The sequence below is a fragment of the Kribbella sp. NPDC048837 genome (assembly GCF_055586945.1).
On record NZ_JBVJHF010000002.1, the window covers coordinates 838,531 to 855,797 of the forward strand.

General features: G+C 68.1%; 17 protein-coding genes. 5 read left to right on the top strand and 12 right to left on the bottom strand.

Annotated elements, in window-relative coordinates; genetic code table 11:
- Window positions 1-120: 120 nt before the first annotated feature.
- The 5 genes from pstS to ACZ6O0_RS11995 form a co-directional block, all read right to left on the bottom strand.
- Entirely contained in the window at window positions 121-1,257 is a 1,137-nt protein-coding gene (gene pstS / locus ACZ6O0_RS11975) for a phosphate ABC transporter substrate-binding protein PstS (RefSeq protein WP_465764849.1), read from the bottom strand.
- A gap of 218 nt (window positions 1,258-1,475) precedes the next feature.
- On the bottom strand, window positions 1,476-2,762 hold the full coding sequence (locus ACZ6O0_RS11980) for a hypothetical protein (protein WP_465764850.1): 1,287 nt from the start codon (window positions 2,760-2,762) through the stop codon (window positions 1,476-1,478).
- A gap of 109 nt (window positions 2,763-2,871) precedes the next feature.
- Window positions 2,872-3,345: a bifunctional nuclease family protein gene (locus ACZ6O0_RS11985; protein WP_465764851.1), complete on the bottom strand. Its 474-nt coding sequence runs from the start codon at window positions 3,343-3,345 to the stop codon at window positions 2,872-2,874.
- Between the two features lie 128 nt (window positions 3,346-3,473).
- Window positions 3,474-4,352, bottom strand: coding sequence for an NUDIX hydrolase (locus ACZ6O0_RS11990; protein ID WP_465764852.1), 879 nt, complete (start codon window positions 4,350-4,352; stop codon window positions 3,474-3,476).
- Between the two features lie 9 nt (window positions 4,353-4,361).
- On the bottom strand, window positions 4,362-6,521 hold the full coding sequence (locus tag ACZ6O0_RS11995) for an RNA degradosome polyphosphate kinase (RefSeq protein ID WP_465764853.1): 2,160 nt from the start codon (window positions 6,519-6,521) through the stop codon (window positions 4,362-4,364).
- Between the two features lie 107 nt (window positions 6,522-6,628).
- Here ACZ6O0_RS11995 and ACZ6O0_RS12000 point away from each other — a divergent pair, with 107 nt between their 5' ends.
- Complete coding sequence (locus ACZ6O0_RS12000; RefSeq protein WP_465764854.1) at window positions 6,629-7,684, top strand: alpha/beta hydrolase; 1,056 nt, start codon at window positions 6,629-6,631, stop codon at window positions 7,682-7,684.
- On the opposite strand, the gene ACZ6O0_RS12005 is transcribed toward ACZ6O0_RS12000, so the two are convergent.
- The 3 genes from ACZ6O0_RS12005 to mshD form a co-directional block, all read right to left on the bottom strand.
- Complete coding sequence (locus tag ACZ6O0_RS12005) at window positions 7,681-8,112, bottom strand: PKD domain-containing protein (RefSeq protein WP_465764855.1); 432 nt, start codon at window positions 8,110-8,112, stop codon at window positions 7,681-7,683. The two genes, ACZ6O0_RS12000 and ACZ6O0_RS12005, sit on opposite strands and share 4 nt — an antisense overlap.
- A 491-nt stretch (window positions 8,113-8,603) precedes the next feature.
- The gene (locus ACZ6O0_RS12010) at window positions 8,604-9,218 is read right to left on the bottom strand and encodes a DUF6318 family protein (protein ID WP_465764856.1); all 615 of its coding nucleotides are present in this window, start codon (window positions 9,216-9,218) and stop codon (window positions 8,604-8,606) included.
- Between the two features lie 198 nt (window positions 9,219-9,416).
- The gene (gene mshD / locus ACZ6O0_RS12015) at window positions 9,417-10,331 is read right to left on the bottom strand and encodes a mycothiol synthase (protein ID WP_465764857.1); all 915 of its coding nucleotides are present in this window, start codon (window positions 10,329-10,331) and stop codon (window positions 9,417-9,419) included.
- Between the two features lie 136 nt (window positions 10,332-10,467).
- On the opposite strand from mshD, the gene ACZ6O0_RS12020 reads away from it, so the two are divergent.
- Both ACZ6O0_RS12020 and ACZ6O0_RS12025 read left to right on the top strand, forming a co-directional pair.
- Window positions 10,468-12,249 (top strand): bifunctional metallophosphatase/5'-nucleotidase, encoded by a 1,782-nt coding sequence (locus tag ACZ6O0_RS12020; protein ID WP_465764858.1) that lies wholly within the window; start codon window positions 10,468-10,470, stop codon window positions 12,247-12,249.
- A gap of 211 nt (window positions 12,250-12,460) precedes the next feature.
- Complete coding sequence (locus ACZ6O0_RS12025; protein ID WP_465764859.1) at window positions 12,461-12,685, top strand: hypothetical protein; 225 nt, start codon at window positions 12,461-12,463, stop codon at window positions 12,683-12,685.
- Between the two features lie 144 nt (window positions 12,686-12,829).
- Here ACZ6O0_RS12025 and ACZ6O0_RS12030 read toward each other — a convergent pair whose 3' ends face one another.
- Complete coding sequence (locus ACZ6O0_RS12030; protein ID WP_465764860.1) at window positions 12,830-13,069, bottom strand: MoaD/ThiS family protein; 240 nt, start codon at window positions 13,067-13,069, stop codon at window positions 12,830-12,832.
- A gap of 163 nt (window positions 13,070-13,232) precedes the next feature.
- Between ACZ6O0_RS12030 and ACZ6O0_RS12035 the strand changes: the two genes are divergently transcribed.
- Complete coding sequence (locus tag ACZ6O0_RS12035) at window positions 13,233-13,943, top strand: winged helix-turn-helix domain-containing protein (RefSeq protein ID WP_465764861.1); 711 nt, start codon at window positions 13,233-13,235, stop codon at window positions 13,941-13,943.
- A gap of 214 nt (window positions 13,944-14,157) precedes the next feature.
- Entirely contained in the window at window positions 14,158-15,531 is a 1,374-nt protein-coding gene (locus tag ACZ6O0_RS12040; RefSeq protein ID WP_465765593.1) for a hypothetical protein, read from the top strand.
- Here the strand turns inward: ACZ6O0_RS12040 and ACZ6O0_RS12045 are convergent.
- From ACZ6O0_RS12045 to ACZ6O0_RS12055, 3 genes are read right to left on the bottom strand one after another with little or no spacing between them, the layout of a single operon-like run.
- On the bottom strand, window positions 15,485-16,087 hold the full coding sequence (locus ACZ6O0_RS12045) for a hypothetical protein (protein WP_465764862.1): 603 nt from the start codon (window positions 16,085-16,087) through the stop codon (window positions 15,485-15,487). The genes ACZ6O0_RS12040 and ACZ6O0_RS12045 overlap by 47 nt on opposite strands.
- Window positions 16,084-16,650 carry a hypothetical protein gene (locus ACZ6O0_RS12050; RefSeq protein ID WP_465764863.1) on the bottom strand — a complete coding sequence of 189 codons (567 nt, stop codon included), beginning with the start codon at window positions 16,648-16,650 and terminating at the stop codon, window positions 16,084-16,086. Before ACZ6O0_RS12050 ends, ACZ6O0_RS12045 begins: the two co-directional genes overlap by 4 nt.
- Window positions 16,647-17,210 (bottom strand): hypothetical protein, encoded by a 564-nt coding sequence (locus ACZ6O0_RS12055; protein WP_465764864.1) that lies wholly within the window; start codon window positions 17,208-17,210, stop codon window positions 16,647-16,649. Before ACZ6O0_RS12055 ends, ACZ6O0_RS12050 begins: the two co-directional genes overlap by 4 nt.
- Window positions 17,211-17,267: the final 57 nt, after the last annotated feature.

Below are 17,267 nucleotides of genomic sequence, written 5' to 3' on the forward strand. Positions count from 1 at the left end.
TGGTGCTCCAAGCGCCTGGGTCGTGGGTTCAAGGTGTTCCAGGTCCGACGAGGCGAAGCCCCGGCCGTCCTCCGATGACTCGGGGACCGGCCGGGGCTCGCATTCACTGCGGTTTCGTCGTCAGCTGATCGACTGGATGGCCGCGTCGACCTTGCTCCGGATCTCCTCCGGCAGCGGCGCGTAGTTCAGGTCGGTCAGCGAGGCCTGGCCGTCCTTGCTCGCGAAGTAGCTCAGGAAGCTCTTCACCAGCGCGGTCTTCTCGGCCGGGAGACCCTTGCTGCAGGCGATCTCGTAGGTGACCAGGATGATCGGGTAGGCGCCCGCCTCCTTGGTCGCGTAGTCCAGCTTCAGCGACAGGTCGTTGCCACCGGCACTGGCCGGCTTCGCGGCGGCCAGCGCCTTGCCGGCGGACTCGGCGGTCAGCTCGACCGGGGTGCCCGAACCGTTGTCGATCTGCGCGATGCCGAGCTTGTTGTCGACCGCGTAGGACCACTCGACGTAGGTGATCGAGTTCTTGGTGCTCTTGACGCCCTCGGCGACACCCGCGGACTTGTCCTTACCGGCGCCGGTGCCGGTCCACTTCTTGGCCGGCGTACCGGTCCAGGCACCGCCACCGGAGGCGGCCAGGTACTTGGTGAAGTTCTCGGTGGTGCCGGACTCGTCGGAGCGGAAGAACACCGAGATCGGGGCCGACGGCAGCGTGGCGCCGGCGTTCAGCTTGGCGATCGCCGGGTCGTTCCAGGTCTTGATGGTGCCCTGGAAGATCTTCGCGGCGGTCGGGCCGTCGAGGACCAGCTTCTGCAGACCGTCCACGTTGTAGGCGATCGCGACCGGGCCGATGACCATCGGCAGGTCCAGCGCCGGGTTGGCCTGGCAGCGCTTGGTGGCCTGGGCCATCTCGCTCTCGGCGCCGTCCGCACCCTCGGTCTTGAGGGCGGAGTCCGAGCCGGCGAAGTCGACCTGGTTCGCGTTGAACTGCTTGATACCCGCGCCGGAGCCGGTCGGGTTGTAGTTCACCGTGACGTCGGCGCACTTCTCGTTGTACTTGCTGATGACTTCCTCGATGGCGTTCTTCTGCGCCGAGGAGCCTTCGGCATTCAGGGTGCCCTGCGGGCAGTCCGGGGCGGCGGACGAGGACGAGTCAGCCGGGCTCGAGGAACCTGACGGCTCCGGGTCACTGCCACAGGCGCTCAGAGCGAGGACGCCGAGGGATGCCACGGCGACGGAGCCGACGCGGAGCAGGCGATTGACGGACACGAGAGTGTTGCCCTTCTGCGGGAATCAGACTTCTGAACTTCCACAGACGGTAGGGAGAGCAGGTGACCGACCGGTCCGTCCACGGTGAACGAGCGGTGAACGGTTCCAGTAGCGTGTGCGACGTCTGGCGTGCCGCCAGGCGGCTAACAGGTGAACTGAGTTAGGAGCCGTGACTCTGCGTCGACCCAAACGCCCGTTGGCTCACATTTCGGTAACGCTCAGCGCACTGTCAACGTGAACGACCGGCTGCCCGTGGTCTGGATCGGCAAGCCGTAATACGTCATCCCCGGAACGGCAACACGGTAGTACGTCTTGGTGCCGCGCCCGGCGGCCCGTACGTACATCACCGCCTTCCCCTTGGTCACCGGAACCGTCAGCACACTCCGCCAGTACTTCCCGTCCCACCGCTGCAAGGCACCCTTGACGGTCCCACCCGGCCGCACATCCACGGTCAGCTTCACCATCTGCCCGACCTGAGCAGTGGTCACGTTGAACCCAGCCACCGCGAAGTTCGCCAGCGTCGGGATGTACTTGGAACTCGAGATGGCTTGGGCCGCGACGATCCAGGTGTCCCCGGAGATGTTCTTCCAGGCCGGAGCATAGAACCGGTACTCGCGGCCACCGAGCGCGATCGGCTGCGCAGAGAAGCCGACCAGGTCGTACGACGTGTAGCGCCCGGCGTACTCCCAGGGCTTGGAAGCGCTCGCTCTGGTCTGCATCGTGATCGGAACACCGTTGCCCGGGAAGATCCTGCACTTGCCGCCGGGTGCGCAATCGAGTCCGCCGGCGAGCCCGGAGATCGTCATCGGCTTGCCGAAGACACCGTAGGCGGGTCCGCTGGAGAGGGTGAACTTCAGGTCGGTGAAGTCGACCCAACCGGAGGCCGCCGAACCCCACTCGTTCGTCGCGAGGATCCAGGTCCGCTGAGGATGCGGACGCAACGGGACGACGGCGGTCGTCGTACCGAGCGGGTGCGGGAAGAACTCCTGCTTGTCGTCGAGGATCGTCCAGATCTTCGGTCCGACCTGCCCGACAGTGCCGACGGGTACGTCGAGCGGGTCGTTCGGCGTGGTGTCCGTGGGAGCCGGCGAGTTTGTCCAGGTCAGCCGCAAGGAGCCATCGGCCTGCGGCACCGCACCGGTGACCTTCGGTGCGCCGGCGAGATTGGTGTCGAACCACGGCGAGTACGCCGGCGCGCTGTCGCCGGCGCTGTCCGTCGTCACCACGGCGACGCGAGCGACCTTTCCGGTCTGCACCAGCCAACGGGGGTTGATGGCGTTGTCCGAGGCTGTCAACCACTCGCCCGAACCCGAGCCGTCCTTGTACTCGAGCCGGACCTTGTTCGCCGCTCCGTCGTCCGTCCAGGTGACTCGCATCTGCCCGGACGCCGTGTCCGACCAGCTCACCCGCACGTCACTCGGGGCCGCGGGGGCGGCCCAGGCGGTGGTTTGGCTGCCGGTGAGCAGGGCGGCGACGAGCGACGTCGCCAGAACGGCTTTACGCATGCGGGATCCCCAGGTGTGGACGCCTGGCGATCACCCCTGCCGTCAGCGCGCGTTAGAAAATAGCGCATCCGGGGGAGGTACGGCGAGCTTGTTGCAGCTTCCTGCAATCTCAGCTGGAGAAGTCCTCCGGGGCGACACCGTCGAGGAACTTGCGGAAGCGTTCGAGCTCGGCCTGTTCTTCCTCGGGGGTGGCGACGCCGGCTTCGAGGAGGACCTGCTCGGTGCAGCGGATCGGCGTACCGAGGCGGACCGCCAGGGCGACCGAGTCGCTCGGCCGGGCCGAGACCCGCGTCCCGTTGGCCAGCACGAGCTCGGCGTAGAACACGGCGTCGCGCAGCTCGACGATCTCGACCGCCTCGATGTGGACCCCGAACGCCTCGATCAGATCGCGCATCAGGTCATGAGTGAGCGGCCGCGACGGCCGCAGGCCCTGCTCCTCGTACGCGATCGCCGTCGCCTCGACCGAGCCGATCGAGATCGGCAGGTAGCGGTAGCCCTCGGTCTCGCGCAGCATCATCACCGGAGCCCGGTTGGGCGATTCCATCCGGATCCCGACCAGTGTCAGTTCTCGCATCATCGTCATGGTGCGCCCGAACCTCTCCTCAGACCCGCGCCCGGTGGGACGCCGGGTTCCTCGGTAGGAACATACCCGTCACACCCAGTGTCACCCCGACGCACCCACAGCTGTGCCTGGATCGTCACCGACCCGTGTCACGGGGCTCTGAAACGCTCGTAGACCAGCCGCCCGTCGGGCAGCCGGTGCGCCACCAGGAAGGCTCCGGTGGAGAACTTGCCGACCTTCAGCCCGAGCTCCCGGGACAGTGCGGGCAGCACCGGCCGGTGCGAGCACACCACGGTCACCTTGCCCGTTTTCCAGGCCCGTTCGCGCAGACCACGCAGGCCGTCCGGATTCGCGTCGTACCCCCGCTCGGAGATCTCCGGCCACAGGTGGATGTGCCGGTCGATCAAGGCGGCGTACGGCGCGAGTGTCGCCACACAGCGCTCCGCATCACTGCTGATCACCCGGTTCACACCGAGAGCCGCGAGTACGCCGGCCAGTTGCTCGGCCACCGCCGTACCTGAGTCAGTGAGCGGGCGGACGGTGTCCTTGCCGTCCCAGTCCTTCCGCTTGATCGCCTCCGCGTGCCGGACGACCACCAGCGTGGCCGTGACCGGGATCACTTGGTCGAGAGCGTCCAGGATGTCCACATCGCGCGGGTAGCTGAGCTTGGTGCGGGCTTTGTCCACCGGCAGCCAGGCGATCTCGTCCACTTCGTCGTTCGGCTGGAAGTCGCTGTCGTCGGTCGGGGTGGCAGACCAGTAGTGCACGAGCTTCTCGACGGTCCCGCCGTTCTTGCGGACCGGATAGCGCTGCACACCGAGCGGTGGGCCGAGGAGGACCTGCAGGCCGGTCTCTTCCTCGATCTCGCGCCGTGCGGCGAGCAGTACGTGCTCGTGCGTGGTCAGCTTGCCCTTCGGCAGGGACCAGTCGTCGTACCGCGGCCGGTGCACCAGCAGCACCTGTCTGGTGCCACGCTGCTCGCGCCACACCACACCACCGGCGGCGATCACTGTCGCCGGGTTGCTCATGAATTCAGCCTAGGTAATGGGGTCGGCAGTCCTGCGTCGCCCACGCGTGGCGATGAGTCTTTCTTGCAGATCGCGCAGCGGTTCGCCGTCCGGGCGGAGGAGCCGGGGCTGCCAGGTGTCGTCGGACTGCAACCACCACGAGCCGGTCGCCTCGTCCGTGGCCAGGTCGAACATCTCCCGCAGTTCGGTGACGTGGTCGGGCTCCTTCAGTTGCACCAGCACCTCCACGCGGCGGTCCAGGTTGCGGTGCATCAGGTCGGCCGATCCGATCCACACCTCGGGCTCACCGCCGTTCTCGAACCAGAACACCCGGCTGTGCTCGAGGAACCGGCCCAGGATGCTGCGGACCTGGATGTTGTCGGACAGACCCGGGATGCCGGGCCGGAGCGTGCAGATGCCGCGGATCCACAGCTCCACGGGGACGCCGGCCTGTGACGCCCGGTACAGCGCGTCGCACATGGCCTCGTCGACCAGGCTGTTCACCTTGATCCGGACGCGGGCCGGCCTGCCGGCCAGATGGTGCTCGACCTCGCGGTCGATCCGCTCCACGAGCCCTCGCCGTACCGACTGGGGTGCGACCAGGAGCCGCCGGTACCCGGCGCTGCGGCCGAAGCCGGACAGGTGGTTGAACAGGTGCGCGATGTCCTCGGTGACCACTCTGTCGCTGGTCAGCAGGCCGAGGTCCTCGTAAAGCCGGGCGGTCTTGGGGTGGTAGTTGCCCGTGCCGATGTGCGCGTAGCGGCGCAGGCCGTCCGGCTCGTCACGGACGACCATCGACAGCTTGCTGTGGGTCTTCAGGCCGATCACGCCGTACACGACATGGCAGCCGGCGTGCTCCAGCTGGCGGGCCCACTTGATGTTCGCCTGCTCGTCGAAGCGGGCCTGGATCTCCACCAGCACCAGCACCTGCTTGCCGGCCTCGGCGGCGTCGATCAGCGCGTCCACGATCGGTGAGTCACCGGACGTCCGGTACAGCGTCTGCTTGATCGCCAGCACGTGCGGATCGGCCGCGGCCTGCTCGATGAACCGCTGCACACTCGTCGAGAACGAGTCGTACGGGTGGTGGACCAGGACGTCACGCTGCTTCAGCGCGTAGAACATGTCCGCGGGGTTCGCGGTCTCGACCTCGGACAGGTGCGGGTGGGTCGACGGCACGAACGCCGGGTACTTCAGCTCGGCCCGGTCCAGGCTCGCGATCGTGAACAGGCCGCGCAGGTCCAGCGGGCCGGGCAGCTCGAACACCTCGGCCTCGGTGACGCCCAGCTCGGACAGCAGCAGCGCCTTCACCTGCGGGTCGATCGACTCCTCGACCTCGAGCCGGACCGGCGGGCCGAACCGGCGGCGCAGCAGCTCCTTCTCGAGCGCGGCCAGCAGGTTCTCGGCGTCGTCCTCCTCGACCTCGAGGTCCTCGTTGCGGGTCACCCGGAAGGTGTGGTGCTGGGTGACCTCCATGCCCGGGAACAGCTGGCCCAGGTGGGTCGCGATGACGTCCTCGAGCGGGACGAACCGGCCTTCGGCGACGCGGACGAACCGCGGCAGCAGCGGCGGCACCTTCACCCGGGCGAAGTGCTCGCCGCCGGTGTCGGGGTTGCGGACCACGACGGCCAGGTTGAGGCTCAGGCCGGAGATGTACGGGAACGGGTGCGACGGGTCGACCGCCAGCGGGGTCAGCACCGGGAACACGCGCTCCCGGAAGAACCGGGTCATCTCCTCGCGCTCGGTGTGCTCCAGGTCGTCCCAGCGCAGGATGTCGATGCCCTGCTCGGTCAGCGCCGGCTGCACCGCCTTCCGCCAGGTCTCCGCGTGCCGGTCCATCAGCTCCCGGCTGCGGGCCAGGCTGCGGTCGAGGACCTCGCGGGGGAGCAGGCCGCTGGCCGCCTTCACCGCGACCCCGGCCGCGATACGCCGCTTCAGACCGGCGATCCGGACCATGTAGAACTCGTCCAGGTTGCTGGCGAAGATGGCCAGGAACTTGGCCCGCTCGAGCAGCGGGATCCGGTCGTTCTCGGCGAGTTCGAGGACGCGCTGGTTGAACGCGAGCCAGCTCAGCTCACGATCGGAGAACCGGTCCGCCGGAAGATCGCCGGCTGCCGCGATGTCGTACGGCGGTTCGACGTCGTACTCGCGGTTGTGGGATGCCAGCAGGTCTCCAGCCACGTTGACCAGCATCCCATCCTTTGGTGAACACCAGGTAGCCGTCAGCGCGTTGACGAATGTGACGTTTTCGGTTGCCTTCCGACCCGGAACCGGGGTTGCTGTTGCTAGCGTCACTCCTTGTGAACCCACGACTGGACTCGGTGCTCCGGGGCGCGGCGGACGCCGTACAGGCGAACGCCCTGACCCCGCTGTACGCCCTGCCCATGGCCGTCCGGCGCCGGCTGGCCGGTGCGCCGCTGCAGATCGACGGCAACACGCTCGACCCCGAGCTGCAGCTGCTCCTGCGGGTCGAGAAGTTATTGCCCAAAACAACGAAATCGGACGCGGCCACGGCCCGTGCGCACCTGAAGACCTTGTGCAAGCTGGTCGCCGGCCACCCGGCAGAACTACAGCGCGTGACCGACCTCACCGTTCGCGGCGCCGACGGGCAGCTGGGTGCACGGCTGTACGTTCCGCGGGATGCCGGGCGCGGTCTGCTGGTGTTCCTGCACGGCGGCGGCTGGGTCGTCGGTGACCTCGACACCCACGACGCGCTCTGCCGGTCGCTGTCGTTCGACGCCGGCATCCGGGTGCTGTCGGTCGACTACCGCCTCGCCCCCGAGGCGCCGGCCCCGACCGCGGCCGAGGACGCCATCGCCGCCTTCACCTGGGCCGTCGACCACGCCGAGGACCTCGGTGCCGACCCGTCCCTGGTGGCCGTCGGCGGCGACAGCGCCGGCGGCAACCTGGCCGCCGTCGTCGCCCAGCAGTGCGTACGCCGCAACCTCCCGCAGCCGGCCCTCCAGGTCCTCCTCTATCCCGCCCTCGACCTGGTCCACCGCCGCCCCAGCCGGGACCTCTTCGCCGAGGGCCTGATCCTCACCGAGGACGACATCATCTGGTACCGCGACCACTACGCCCCCGACCCCAAGCTCCGCCCCGACCCCTTGCTGTCACCCCTCCTCGCCGACGACCTCACCGGCCTGCCCCCCACCTACCTCACCACCGCCGGATTCGACCCCCTCCGAGACGAAGGCACCGACTACGCCACCGCCCTCCTGAAGGCCGGCAACCACCTCACGCATGTCCCCCACCCGTCCCTGACCCACGGCTACGCCAACCTCCTCAACATCCCCGGCACCACCCGCGAAGCCCACACCCACCTGGCGAACCATCTGAGGTCCGTCCTCCACTAGTTAGGCGGATCCACCAACACAGGCACGGCCTCCCGAACCTGCAGTGCCGTAACAGGCCCGGTAACCGGCACCGTCCCATCGATGTACTGCCAGCCGGTCCCAGCAACGTTGAACCGAGCCGCGTAGTTCGTCGTCACGGTCAGGCCGACGCTGCCTCGCTTCAGGTATTTGTGCGTGATCTCCTTCGCCGGGTACGGCTTCCCGGGCGAGGTAGTGGTCACCGTGGATCCGTCACCGAATCGCCAGGTGTAGCTCATCGGTGTGGCTTCGACGACAACCTGGAATCCAAGGAGCGGCACGGTAATCGTCGTGACGCCCAGATCGTCGGTGTAGACGATGGTGTCCAGGTTGACCAGCGTCCGGCCGGCGGGCTGGACCTTGACCGCCAGTTTCGGGAACAGGGCCTCGGTGCTCTCGGTGAGAATCATCGACCAGGTCACATCGCGGGGCTGAGGTGGCTGGACTACTTCGGGCGGCACTGTGCGTCGGCTCGGCCGAGGTGTGTCAGGAATGAAAGGCTGGCATCGAGTCGGGCCCGGGACTGTTCCATCAGGAGCCGGTCGGCCACACATGCCGATGTTCAGCCGGAACTCGGTGGGCGCAACCCGTTGTGGCTTGTGCGGCTTGTGTCCTTGCTTTGGGCTGGTGAAGCGGTCATCCGTCGTTTGTTTCGAGTTCCCGCCGGACTGGTGATTCTGAGGCTTCGACGGGAAACGACCGGAGTCTCCCCGCCATCCGTCGATCAGTACGCCGTCGCGGCTCTTGGACGCCTTGGCGCCTGGTGTCTTGGTGGCCATCGCCTCCGGCAGCAACTGCTGGCCGGACCCAGTCGTAGCAACGGTGGGCAGCGTGAGCAGAGTCCAGGTGACAGCACCGCACGCCGCGCCCACCAGCGGCAGGACGACCGCCCTCCGCCGGATCATTGCTTGGCCTGCTTCATTTCGAACATGATCCACTGGCCGTCTTTCGGGGCGAGTGCGATCTCCCGCTTGTATGTCGCTGCCTTGCTGGCGACGGGTTCGGAGTCCGGTGATTGCTTGCTCACGTAGGCTCCGACGCTGAGAACGGCGGATGCGCCGATGTTTCCGTTCGTGCCTCGATAGAGCTCGGAAACCTCTTTGACGGATTCCCGGTAATCGCCGCTCAGCCCGCCGTTGCGCCCATTGGCCTGCTTGACGTAGTCGGCGTACAGCGTGCAGCCCTCGCATCCGGAATCGCTGGCGCTGAGAAGCGGACCGACGTCGCCGGTGTCCGAGGCATAGTTCAGCAGACCTGAGTAGAAGCGGATGAATGCTTCGGCGGCCGACAGGCTGAGACCGTTCGCGCTCGCCGGACGAACTGGCGGCTGGGTCGGCCCCGCCGTCGTGGCGGCTGTGGATCCCGGCGTTGCGGTGGTCGGAGCGCTCGAGCTCGTCGTGGTCGGATCGACATTCGGCCTACCCGCCTCAGGCGAGCCAGAGCTGCACGCCGCCAATGTCACGGCACTCAAGCCTGCAGCCAGCCAAACGCTCGCGATCCTGTTGCGGTTAGTCACCTGTGTCACCTCTCCGTAGTCGACTTGATGGTAGTCGGGGGTCGGAGTGGGCGGTGATGTCAGAAGGTGCAGTTGTGGATAAGCCAGGAGCCGTCCGGCTGGGGGGTTAGAGGCGCGGACGGCTCCTGGTAGTGGTGAGACGAGGGAGGGGTGGGATTTATGACGGGAAGTGAGGGGGCGACTTCGCTGTGATGTCGTTCACAGGCTCGTTGGGGCGTACTGGACGTCCAGGGCGGCGGTGGTGAAGCCGAGGGTGGTGTAGAGGTGGCGGGCCGCGGTGTTGGTGCCGTCTACGTAGAGGACGACGGTGTCCAGGTCACGGTTGTCCTGGAGGTGGTGGAGGCCCTGGAGGGTGAGGGCTTTGCCCAGTCCGCTGCCCTGGTGGGTGGGGGATACGCCGACGACGTACACCTCGCCGATGCCGTCCTCGACCTTTGTCCAGTGGAAGCCGGCGACCTTGTCGGTCTTCGAGTCCACCGCCAGGAAGAAGCCGTTCGGGTCGAACCACGGTTGTTGCAGGCGTTCCGCGAGGTCGGAAGCGGTCCAGCTGCCCTGCTCGGGGTGGTCCGCGAAGGCCTCGCTGTTCACCTTCAGCCACGCCGCATCGTCCCGTCCGGGCACAAACGTCCGTACGGCGATGCCCTCGGGCCACACCGCGTCCGGGAGAGAAGCCCTGGTACGCCGGAGGAAGTAGAGCTCCCGTGTGACCTCCAGACCGAGTCGGCTCGCCAACGCATCCGCGCCGGGTAGCCGCCCGTGAGCCCAGACCCGGGTTCGGTTGCCGCCGTGGTCGAGCAGCATGCGGAGTAGCGCCGTACCGGTGCCTTGGCGTCTGGATGTGGGTGCGACCACCAACTCGGCCGAGCCGTCCGGTGCGAGAGCGCCGTACCCGATGAGGTTCCGGGCGCTCTGCAAGCCGGTGACCTCGATCGTGCCGGGGTCGCCCTCGTACGCGAGGACGTGGACGTCGCCGGGGTGTTCGCCGTCGAGGTGGAGCAGGGTGCGCTCGGAGAGGGGATTGACGCCGTCGCTCTGTGCTGCGGAGCGGGCGAGTTCCGTGACAGCGGCGGCGGTGGCCGAGGGCAACGGTGAGGGTACGGCTTCGAGAGTCACCTCAATACCGTAAAAGGTCCTGGTCAGTTCATGCTCAAGTCCTTGGCGGGGTCGCGCCGCGACGGGTAATTTCGCGGCACCGCGGAGATTTCGCGGGACCGCCACCCGCGGTGACCGCCACGACGACGGAGTTGACATGGCCCTGACAGGACGAGACAAGACGCGGTTGGGGGGACGGCGGCGGGCCCTCGGCCTGATCGCCGCCGGAACGGCCGCGGTACTCGCCATGGCCACGGGGGGAACCGTGACCCAGGCTGCGCCGGCGAAACCCAAGCCGACGCACACCCAGATCCAACTGCTCGCGCTGAACGACTTCCACGGCAACCTGGAGCCGGCGACGGGCTCGAGCGGCAACATCAACGGCATTCCCGCTGGTGGGGCGGCGTATCTCGCGACCCACCTGAAGGACCTGCGCGCCGCCGCGGCGGCGAAGGGGCAGGACTCCGTCACGGTCGCCGCCGGTGACCTGATCGGCGCGTCGCCGCTGCTGTCGGCCGCATTCCACGACGAGCCGACGATCGAGGCGCTGAGCGGGATGGGCCTCGAGGTCGCGTCGGTCGGCAACCACGAGTTCGACGAGGGCTGGCACGAGCTGCTCCGGATGCAGACCGGTGGCTGCCTGCCGGACGGCGACGGGCAGAACAACCAGAACTCCTGCCCCGACCCGAAGCACCCGTTCGAGGGCGCGAAGTTCAAGTACCTGTCCGCGAACGTGTTCTTCGAGAACACCCAGAAGACCCTGTTCGCGCCGTACACGATCAAGTCGTTCAAGGACGGCCGCAAGGTCGGGTTCATCGGCATGACGCTGGAGAACACGCCGAACATCGTCACCAAGTCCGGTGTCGAGGGCCTGACCTTCAAGGACGAGATCGAGACGGCGAACGCCCTGGTCCCGGTGCTGAAGGGTAAGGGCGTGGAGTCGATCGTCGTGCTGCTGCACGAGGGTGGCTTCCCGGCCGACCCGCGGGCGTACAACAGCTGCCCGGGCATCTCCGGACCGGTGGTCGACATCAACGCCGGGCTGGACCCGGAGATCGACGCGATCATCTCCGGCCACACTCACCAGGCCTACAACTGCTCGCTGCCGGACAGCGCCAAGCAGCCGCGGCTCGTCACCAGCGCCTCGTCGTTCGGCCGGCTGGTGACCGAGGTCCGGCTCAGCATCAGCAACGCCACCGGTGACGTCGACCGGTTGAACACGATCGCCAACAACCAGATCGTCACGCAGGACGTGGTGCCGGACCGCAAGACCAGCGAGCTGATCACCAAGTACAAGGACCTGGTCGCCCCGATCGCGAACAAGGTGATCGGCCACATCACCACGCCGACGGTCGTCCGTACGCCGGACGACTCGCTCGAATCGCCGTTGGGCAACCTGATCGCGGACGCCCAGCTCGCCGACCCCACCGTCATCACGGGTGGGCAGACACCGGTGGTCGCGTTCATGAACCCGGGCGGTATCCGTGCCGACCTGGCGTCGACCAACGGTGAGGTCACCTTCGGGCAGGCGTTCACCGTCCAGCCGTTCAACAACTTCCTGGTGTCGATGAACATGACCGGCACGCAGATCAAGGCGTTGCTGGAGCAGCAGTTCTCCGGGGTGAACGGGCCGGAGGCGGCGAAGTTCAAGGTGCTCCAGGTCGCGGGCATCACCTACACCTGGAACCCGGCCGCGCCGGCGGGTTCGAAGGTGGTCGCGGATTCGATCAGGATCGCCGGCCAGCCGCTGGTGGACGCGACGTCGTACCGGATCGTCACGAACAACTTCCTCTCCGACGGTGGCGACGGTTTCCCGGCCTTCACCACGGCGACGAACAAGTTCTTCGGCGGCCTCGACATCGACGCCTTCGCGAACTACCTGACCGCGCACGACCCCTACACGCCGGTCGCCACGGACCGCATCTCCATCGGCTCCTGACGCCGAGCCGGTACGCCGCCACCCGGCGGCGTACCGGCCGTGGGGACCGTAGGGGAGGGTCGTGGCTTTTACGTTCCCGTGAACTTGCTGCTACCTTGCGTATTCGGTTCTTTTCGGAAGGTGACCGATGTCGCACGTTGCTCCGACTTCGCATCGCCGTGCGGCCCGGGCGTCGCATCGCGGGCATCGCAGTGAAGATGGGCCGATCCAGGTGACCACCTGGCTCGGGTTGACGTTCGCGTTCGTGGTCGGGCTGGTGCTGACCGGCCGGGCGCATGTCGGCGTCCACGCGGCCGGGGTCACGCTGCTCGTGATGCTGGTGCCGCTCACGGTGGCCGTGTTCGGGGCCGCGTTCCGGCGGGGGTTCGGGTCCGGGAAGGCGGCGCTGACGACCGCCGTCGCGCTCGCCTTCGTGCTGCTGAAGTTCTTCCTCTGATCGCTGCGAGCCCGAGTCGCTGAGCCCTGGGGTCCGAGCCGCTGAGCCTGGGAGCCCGAGCCGCCGAGCCCTGGGAGCCCGAGCCGCTGAGCGCTGGGAGCCCGAGCCGCTGAGTGCTGGGGCCTGCGCCGCTGATCGTTGGGGTCAGCCGCCGGCGAAGGGTGGGAGGGCGTCTACCTGGGCGCCGGGCTGGAGGGGGGTCGCGGGGTCCGCGCGTTCGCCGTCCAGGAGGAATGTGCAGATCGACAGGACCCGGGCGAGCTCGGGGCGGCCGGTCGAGACGGCGCTCACGAGTTCGCGGATGGAGCCGGCCTCGGCGGTCGCGGTGGACTCACCGGCGGCGGAGCGCGCGGCGGCAAAGTACCTGATGGTGACTTCCGGCATGTGGTCGGACGCCTCACTTATCGGTTAAGTCTTCCGCTATTATGTCAGCTTGCTGTTGCTATCCAGTGTGTCTCGGGCCCCCGGCAATGACGCCGTCGGGGCCTGACGTGCACAAGGACCGGATCGCTTACCCGGGATCCGATGATCAGCACAAGGAGACAGCGTGAGCACGTTGCTTCTGCTGACGAACGCGCTGCAGGCCTCCACCGAGGTCCTGCCGTCGCTCGCCCTGCTGCCGCACCAGATCCGGATCCTGCCCGCCGAGGTCGCGGCGCTGGTCGACGCTCCGGACGCCGACGCCGTCCTGCTGGACGCCCGGCGGGACCTGGTCGCCGTGCGCGGCGTGTCCCGGCTGATCCGTACGACGGGGATCGACGTACCGCTCATCCTGGTCGTCACCGAGGGTGGTCTGACCGCGGTGAACGCCGACTGGGGTGCGGACGACGTACTGCTCGACACCGCCGGTCCGGCGGAGATCGAGGCGCGGCTGCGACTGGTGATCGGCCGGCTCGCCGCGGTGCGGAACGAGGAGCCCGACTCCTCGCTGATCCGCAGCGGCGACGTGGTGATCGACGAGGCGTCGTACACGGCGAAGCTCAACGGGCGGGCGCTCGACCTGACCTACAAGGAGTTCGAGCTCTTCAAGTTCCTTGCGCAGCACCCGGGGCGGGTGTTCACGCGGGAGCAGTTGCTGCAGGAAGTGTGGGGGTACGACTACTTCGGCGGCACGCGGACGGTGGACGTGCACGTACGGCGGCTGCGCGCGAAGCTCGGCCCGGAGCACGAGGCCCTGATCGGGACCGTGCGGAACGTCGGCTACCGCTTCGTCATCCCGCCGAGCACCACCCGCGAGACCGCGGACGCCAGCGCCTGACGCCGCCCCGGCATCCTGCCGGCCACCCCGGCAACCCGGCCACCCCGGGCAACCCGGCCGGCCTGGCAACCAGCCTGCCGCCCCGGCAACCAGCCTTCCGCGTCGGCAACTCGCCGACGATCCAGGCAACCCGCCGGCCGCTCTGGCGAACCCGGCCCGCGTCCGCAACGCGGCCGGTCCCGACACCGCGGGCAGGTAGATTTCGCCCGTGGCGATGGAGTCGGGGACGTTGCTCACCACGGTGGGACGTGCGGGGGTGCTGTTCGGCAAGGCCTGGCCGCGCCTGCTCGCGGTCTTCCTGATCGCGCAACTGGCCCACCGCGGCCTCCAATGGTGGGCCGTGCAGACGGGCGCGAAGGCTGATGCCGCCGGGATCGCGGTGCTGGCGCTGCTCGTGGTGGTGTCGCTGGCGATGTACGTGGCGATGTTCCTGGTGCTGCGCGGCGAGCTGCCGTTCCACCGGAAGGCAGTTGCCGAGGGCATGCTCGCGCCCGACGGCATGGAGCCCGGGAAGGAGCACCGTCCGTTGGACGCGCTCGCCGCGGCGCTGCTGCCGTTCCTGGCGTTCTACGCGGCGTACAAGTTCCTCCAGAACGAGGCCCTCGCCTACGAGTACCAGCTCGCCGTCCACAAGGTGAACGAGACGGCTGCCGTGGTTCTGGCCGGTGGGACCGTGCCCCGGCAGTTGGAAGGACTGCAGTCGCTGTCCACCTGGCTGTTCATCGGCCTCGGCGTCACGGCGTACCTGCTGCGGCTCGGGTTCAAGAAGTGGAAGAAGGAGAAGGAGGGCCCGGTCCGCAAGCTGTTCGTCACCTATCTGGAGGCGCTGTGGATCTTCGTGGTCGCGTACCAGGCGACCTCGTTCATCCCGTCGCCGAAGACGTGGCTGAAGGAACGGCAGGTGTGGCTGTGGCTGCACGACGCGTACGGGTGGGGGCTCGACCACGTGCTGGGCGTCAACCAGATCCGGGAGATCTGGGACACCGTGACCGGATTCGTTGCCGCCGGCATCGGTGACCTCTGGAGCGCCGCCGTACTCCCGCTGATGTGGATCACGATGACCGCGGTGATCTACGGCCGCGCCGTCCAGAAGCTCGAGAAGCCGCGCTGGCGGTTCGACCGAATCTCGAATCGCTGGCAGCGGACACCCCGGATCGTGCGTGCGGCCGGGAACTCGGTGGTGTCGGACTGGAAGGATCGCTGGACGCCCGTGATGGACGCGTTCCGGCTGGTCGTGCGTTCGGGGTTGCGGCCGATGCTGGGGCACTTCCTGGCCTGGGCGATCGTCACCTTCGCCGCCAGCGGGGTCTGGATCGCGCTCAAGCTGTGGGTGCTGGGTCCGCACTCACTGCAGTTCTGGCTGGTCATCGACGAGCCGCTCGCCCTGGTCACGGACGGCCTGAAGATCATGCTCCAGGTCAGCCTCCTCGCCGCCGCGTACGACCGGATGGTCGGCGGCCTGGCCGGCTACCTGGACCAGGGGACCCACGCCGTCCACGAGCAACCGGCCGGCGACCGGGGCGTCACCGACCTGAGCGCCGCTACCTCGGGAATGCCAAGTACTGAGGGAGTCTCGTCGCCCACGTGATCGTCGGCTGGGCGGTCGACGCGACGGACGACGGTACGACGAACACCGCAACCGTCTCGAACGGCTTCCCCTCGACCGGCTTGAGATAGTACTGCGTCGACGCACCACGCCAGCTCTGCGGCTTGTCGTCGTACCCGCCGGTACATCCGGTCGGCCGGTCCTGGAAATCTCCGGCCACCACGGCCTCGTCCCAGGTGCGACCATCGGGCGCGCGGAGGTGGAGCCGGCAGCCGCCGAGTCCCTCGAGCGCCGACAGTTTGTCCACCTGGAGCCGGAAGTAGACCCGGATCCGCGTGGTTCCATCAGGCACCGGCCCAGGCTGACCGGACTTGGGCTGTGGGTCCACCTGGACGCTCGCCGCGTACCAGGTGGCTCCGGCGTACGACGTCCCGCCCGCCGCCACGAGCACGGGATCGCGCGGCTCCGCGTCGTACCAGGACTTGTAGTCGCTGCGCGTGGTCCACCAGCCGGCCAGTGGGATCGCGACGACCAGGGCCGCGAAAGCGACCGCGTTCTTGCGGAACCAGCCCGGCCGGGCGCGGCGCGCGCCGGTCATGAGTCACCCGCCGCGGTCAGGTCCACGACGTCCTTCACCTCGGGCACGGCCGAGCCGAGCGGGACGGTCACCTGCGGTTCGAGGTCGTTCAGGATCGACTTCTCCATCACCTGCAACGTTGCCCCCGGCACCTTGTCGGCCGGCATCTCGACCACGAACGAACCACGGACCGGGATGTCCGGCGCGAACTGGAACCCGGTCAGGTCGACCTCGTCGAGTCCGTTGCGGTTGGCACCGAGATAGGTGGTGCCGTCCGCGGCCCGGATCCGCACACCCGACAGGTGGATCGGCTCCCGCGTCGCTGTGATCACTGCGTCGACCACGACGAAGTCCGTCAGGGTGTCGCGGTCGGGTGTCGACCGCGGGATCCGCAGCTTCTTGCCGACCCGGACGTCCTCGACGGTCAGCGCGAATCGCGGCGTCTTCACCGCGCGGCCGACGACGCCGTTCACCGCGACCGGTTCCTGGATGTCCTTCTGGGTCGGCGTGAGCCGGTAGAGCCCGACGATCGCGACCAGGACGGCCAGTGTCAGGCCGGCGTTCAGCACCTTGCGCCTGGTCATTTCGTGTTGTCCGTGACCGTGACCGTGCTCTCGGCGGCGACCTCGTCGGGCAGCCACTTCTCGTGGTGGTCCAGGATCGACTCGTCCTGGTGCTCGTAACCCTGCACGGTCAGCTCGACCTCGGCCGGCAGTTCGGTGGCCTTCGGCAACTTCCAGACGTACGCGACGTCCTCACCGGCATCCGGGGTCAGCACCGGGTTCATCGTCTGGTCGCGGAGGTTGGTGGTGCCGAGGGGCGGGGCGGTGTCGCTCACCCCCGGTACGCCGATCAGCCGGATGAGGTCCGACGGTGGCGTCGTGCCCGTGTCGTCGGTGACCTTCAGCTTGGTCACCACCGCGATCAGCGCACCACCGTCGTCCGGGCTGAACAGCGGTTTGAGGTCCTTCACCGTGACCACGCGCTGGATGGTGACCTCGAACTGACCGGCGTCGATCGCCGTGCCCGCGTCCACGTGGGGCGTGTCGCCGGCCGCCTTCTTCAGCCCGCCGAACGCCGCAGAGATCGCCAGCAGCACCGCGCCCGCGCTGATCACCCAGGTGCGAACCGACCGCCCTCGCACTCTGAGGTCCTGAAGTTCCTCAGGCGCAGCAGATCCCCCGCTCCCCGTTTCCTGCAC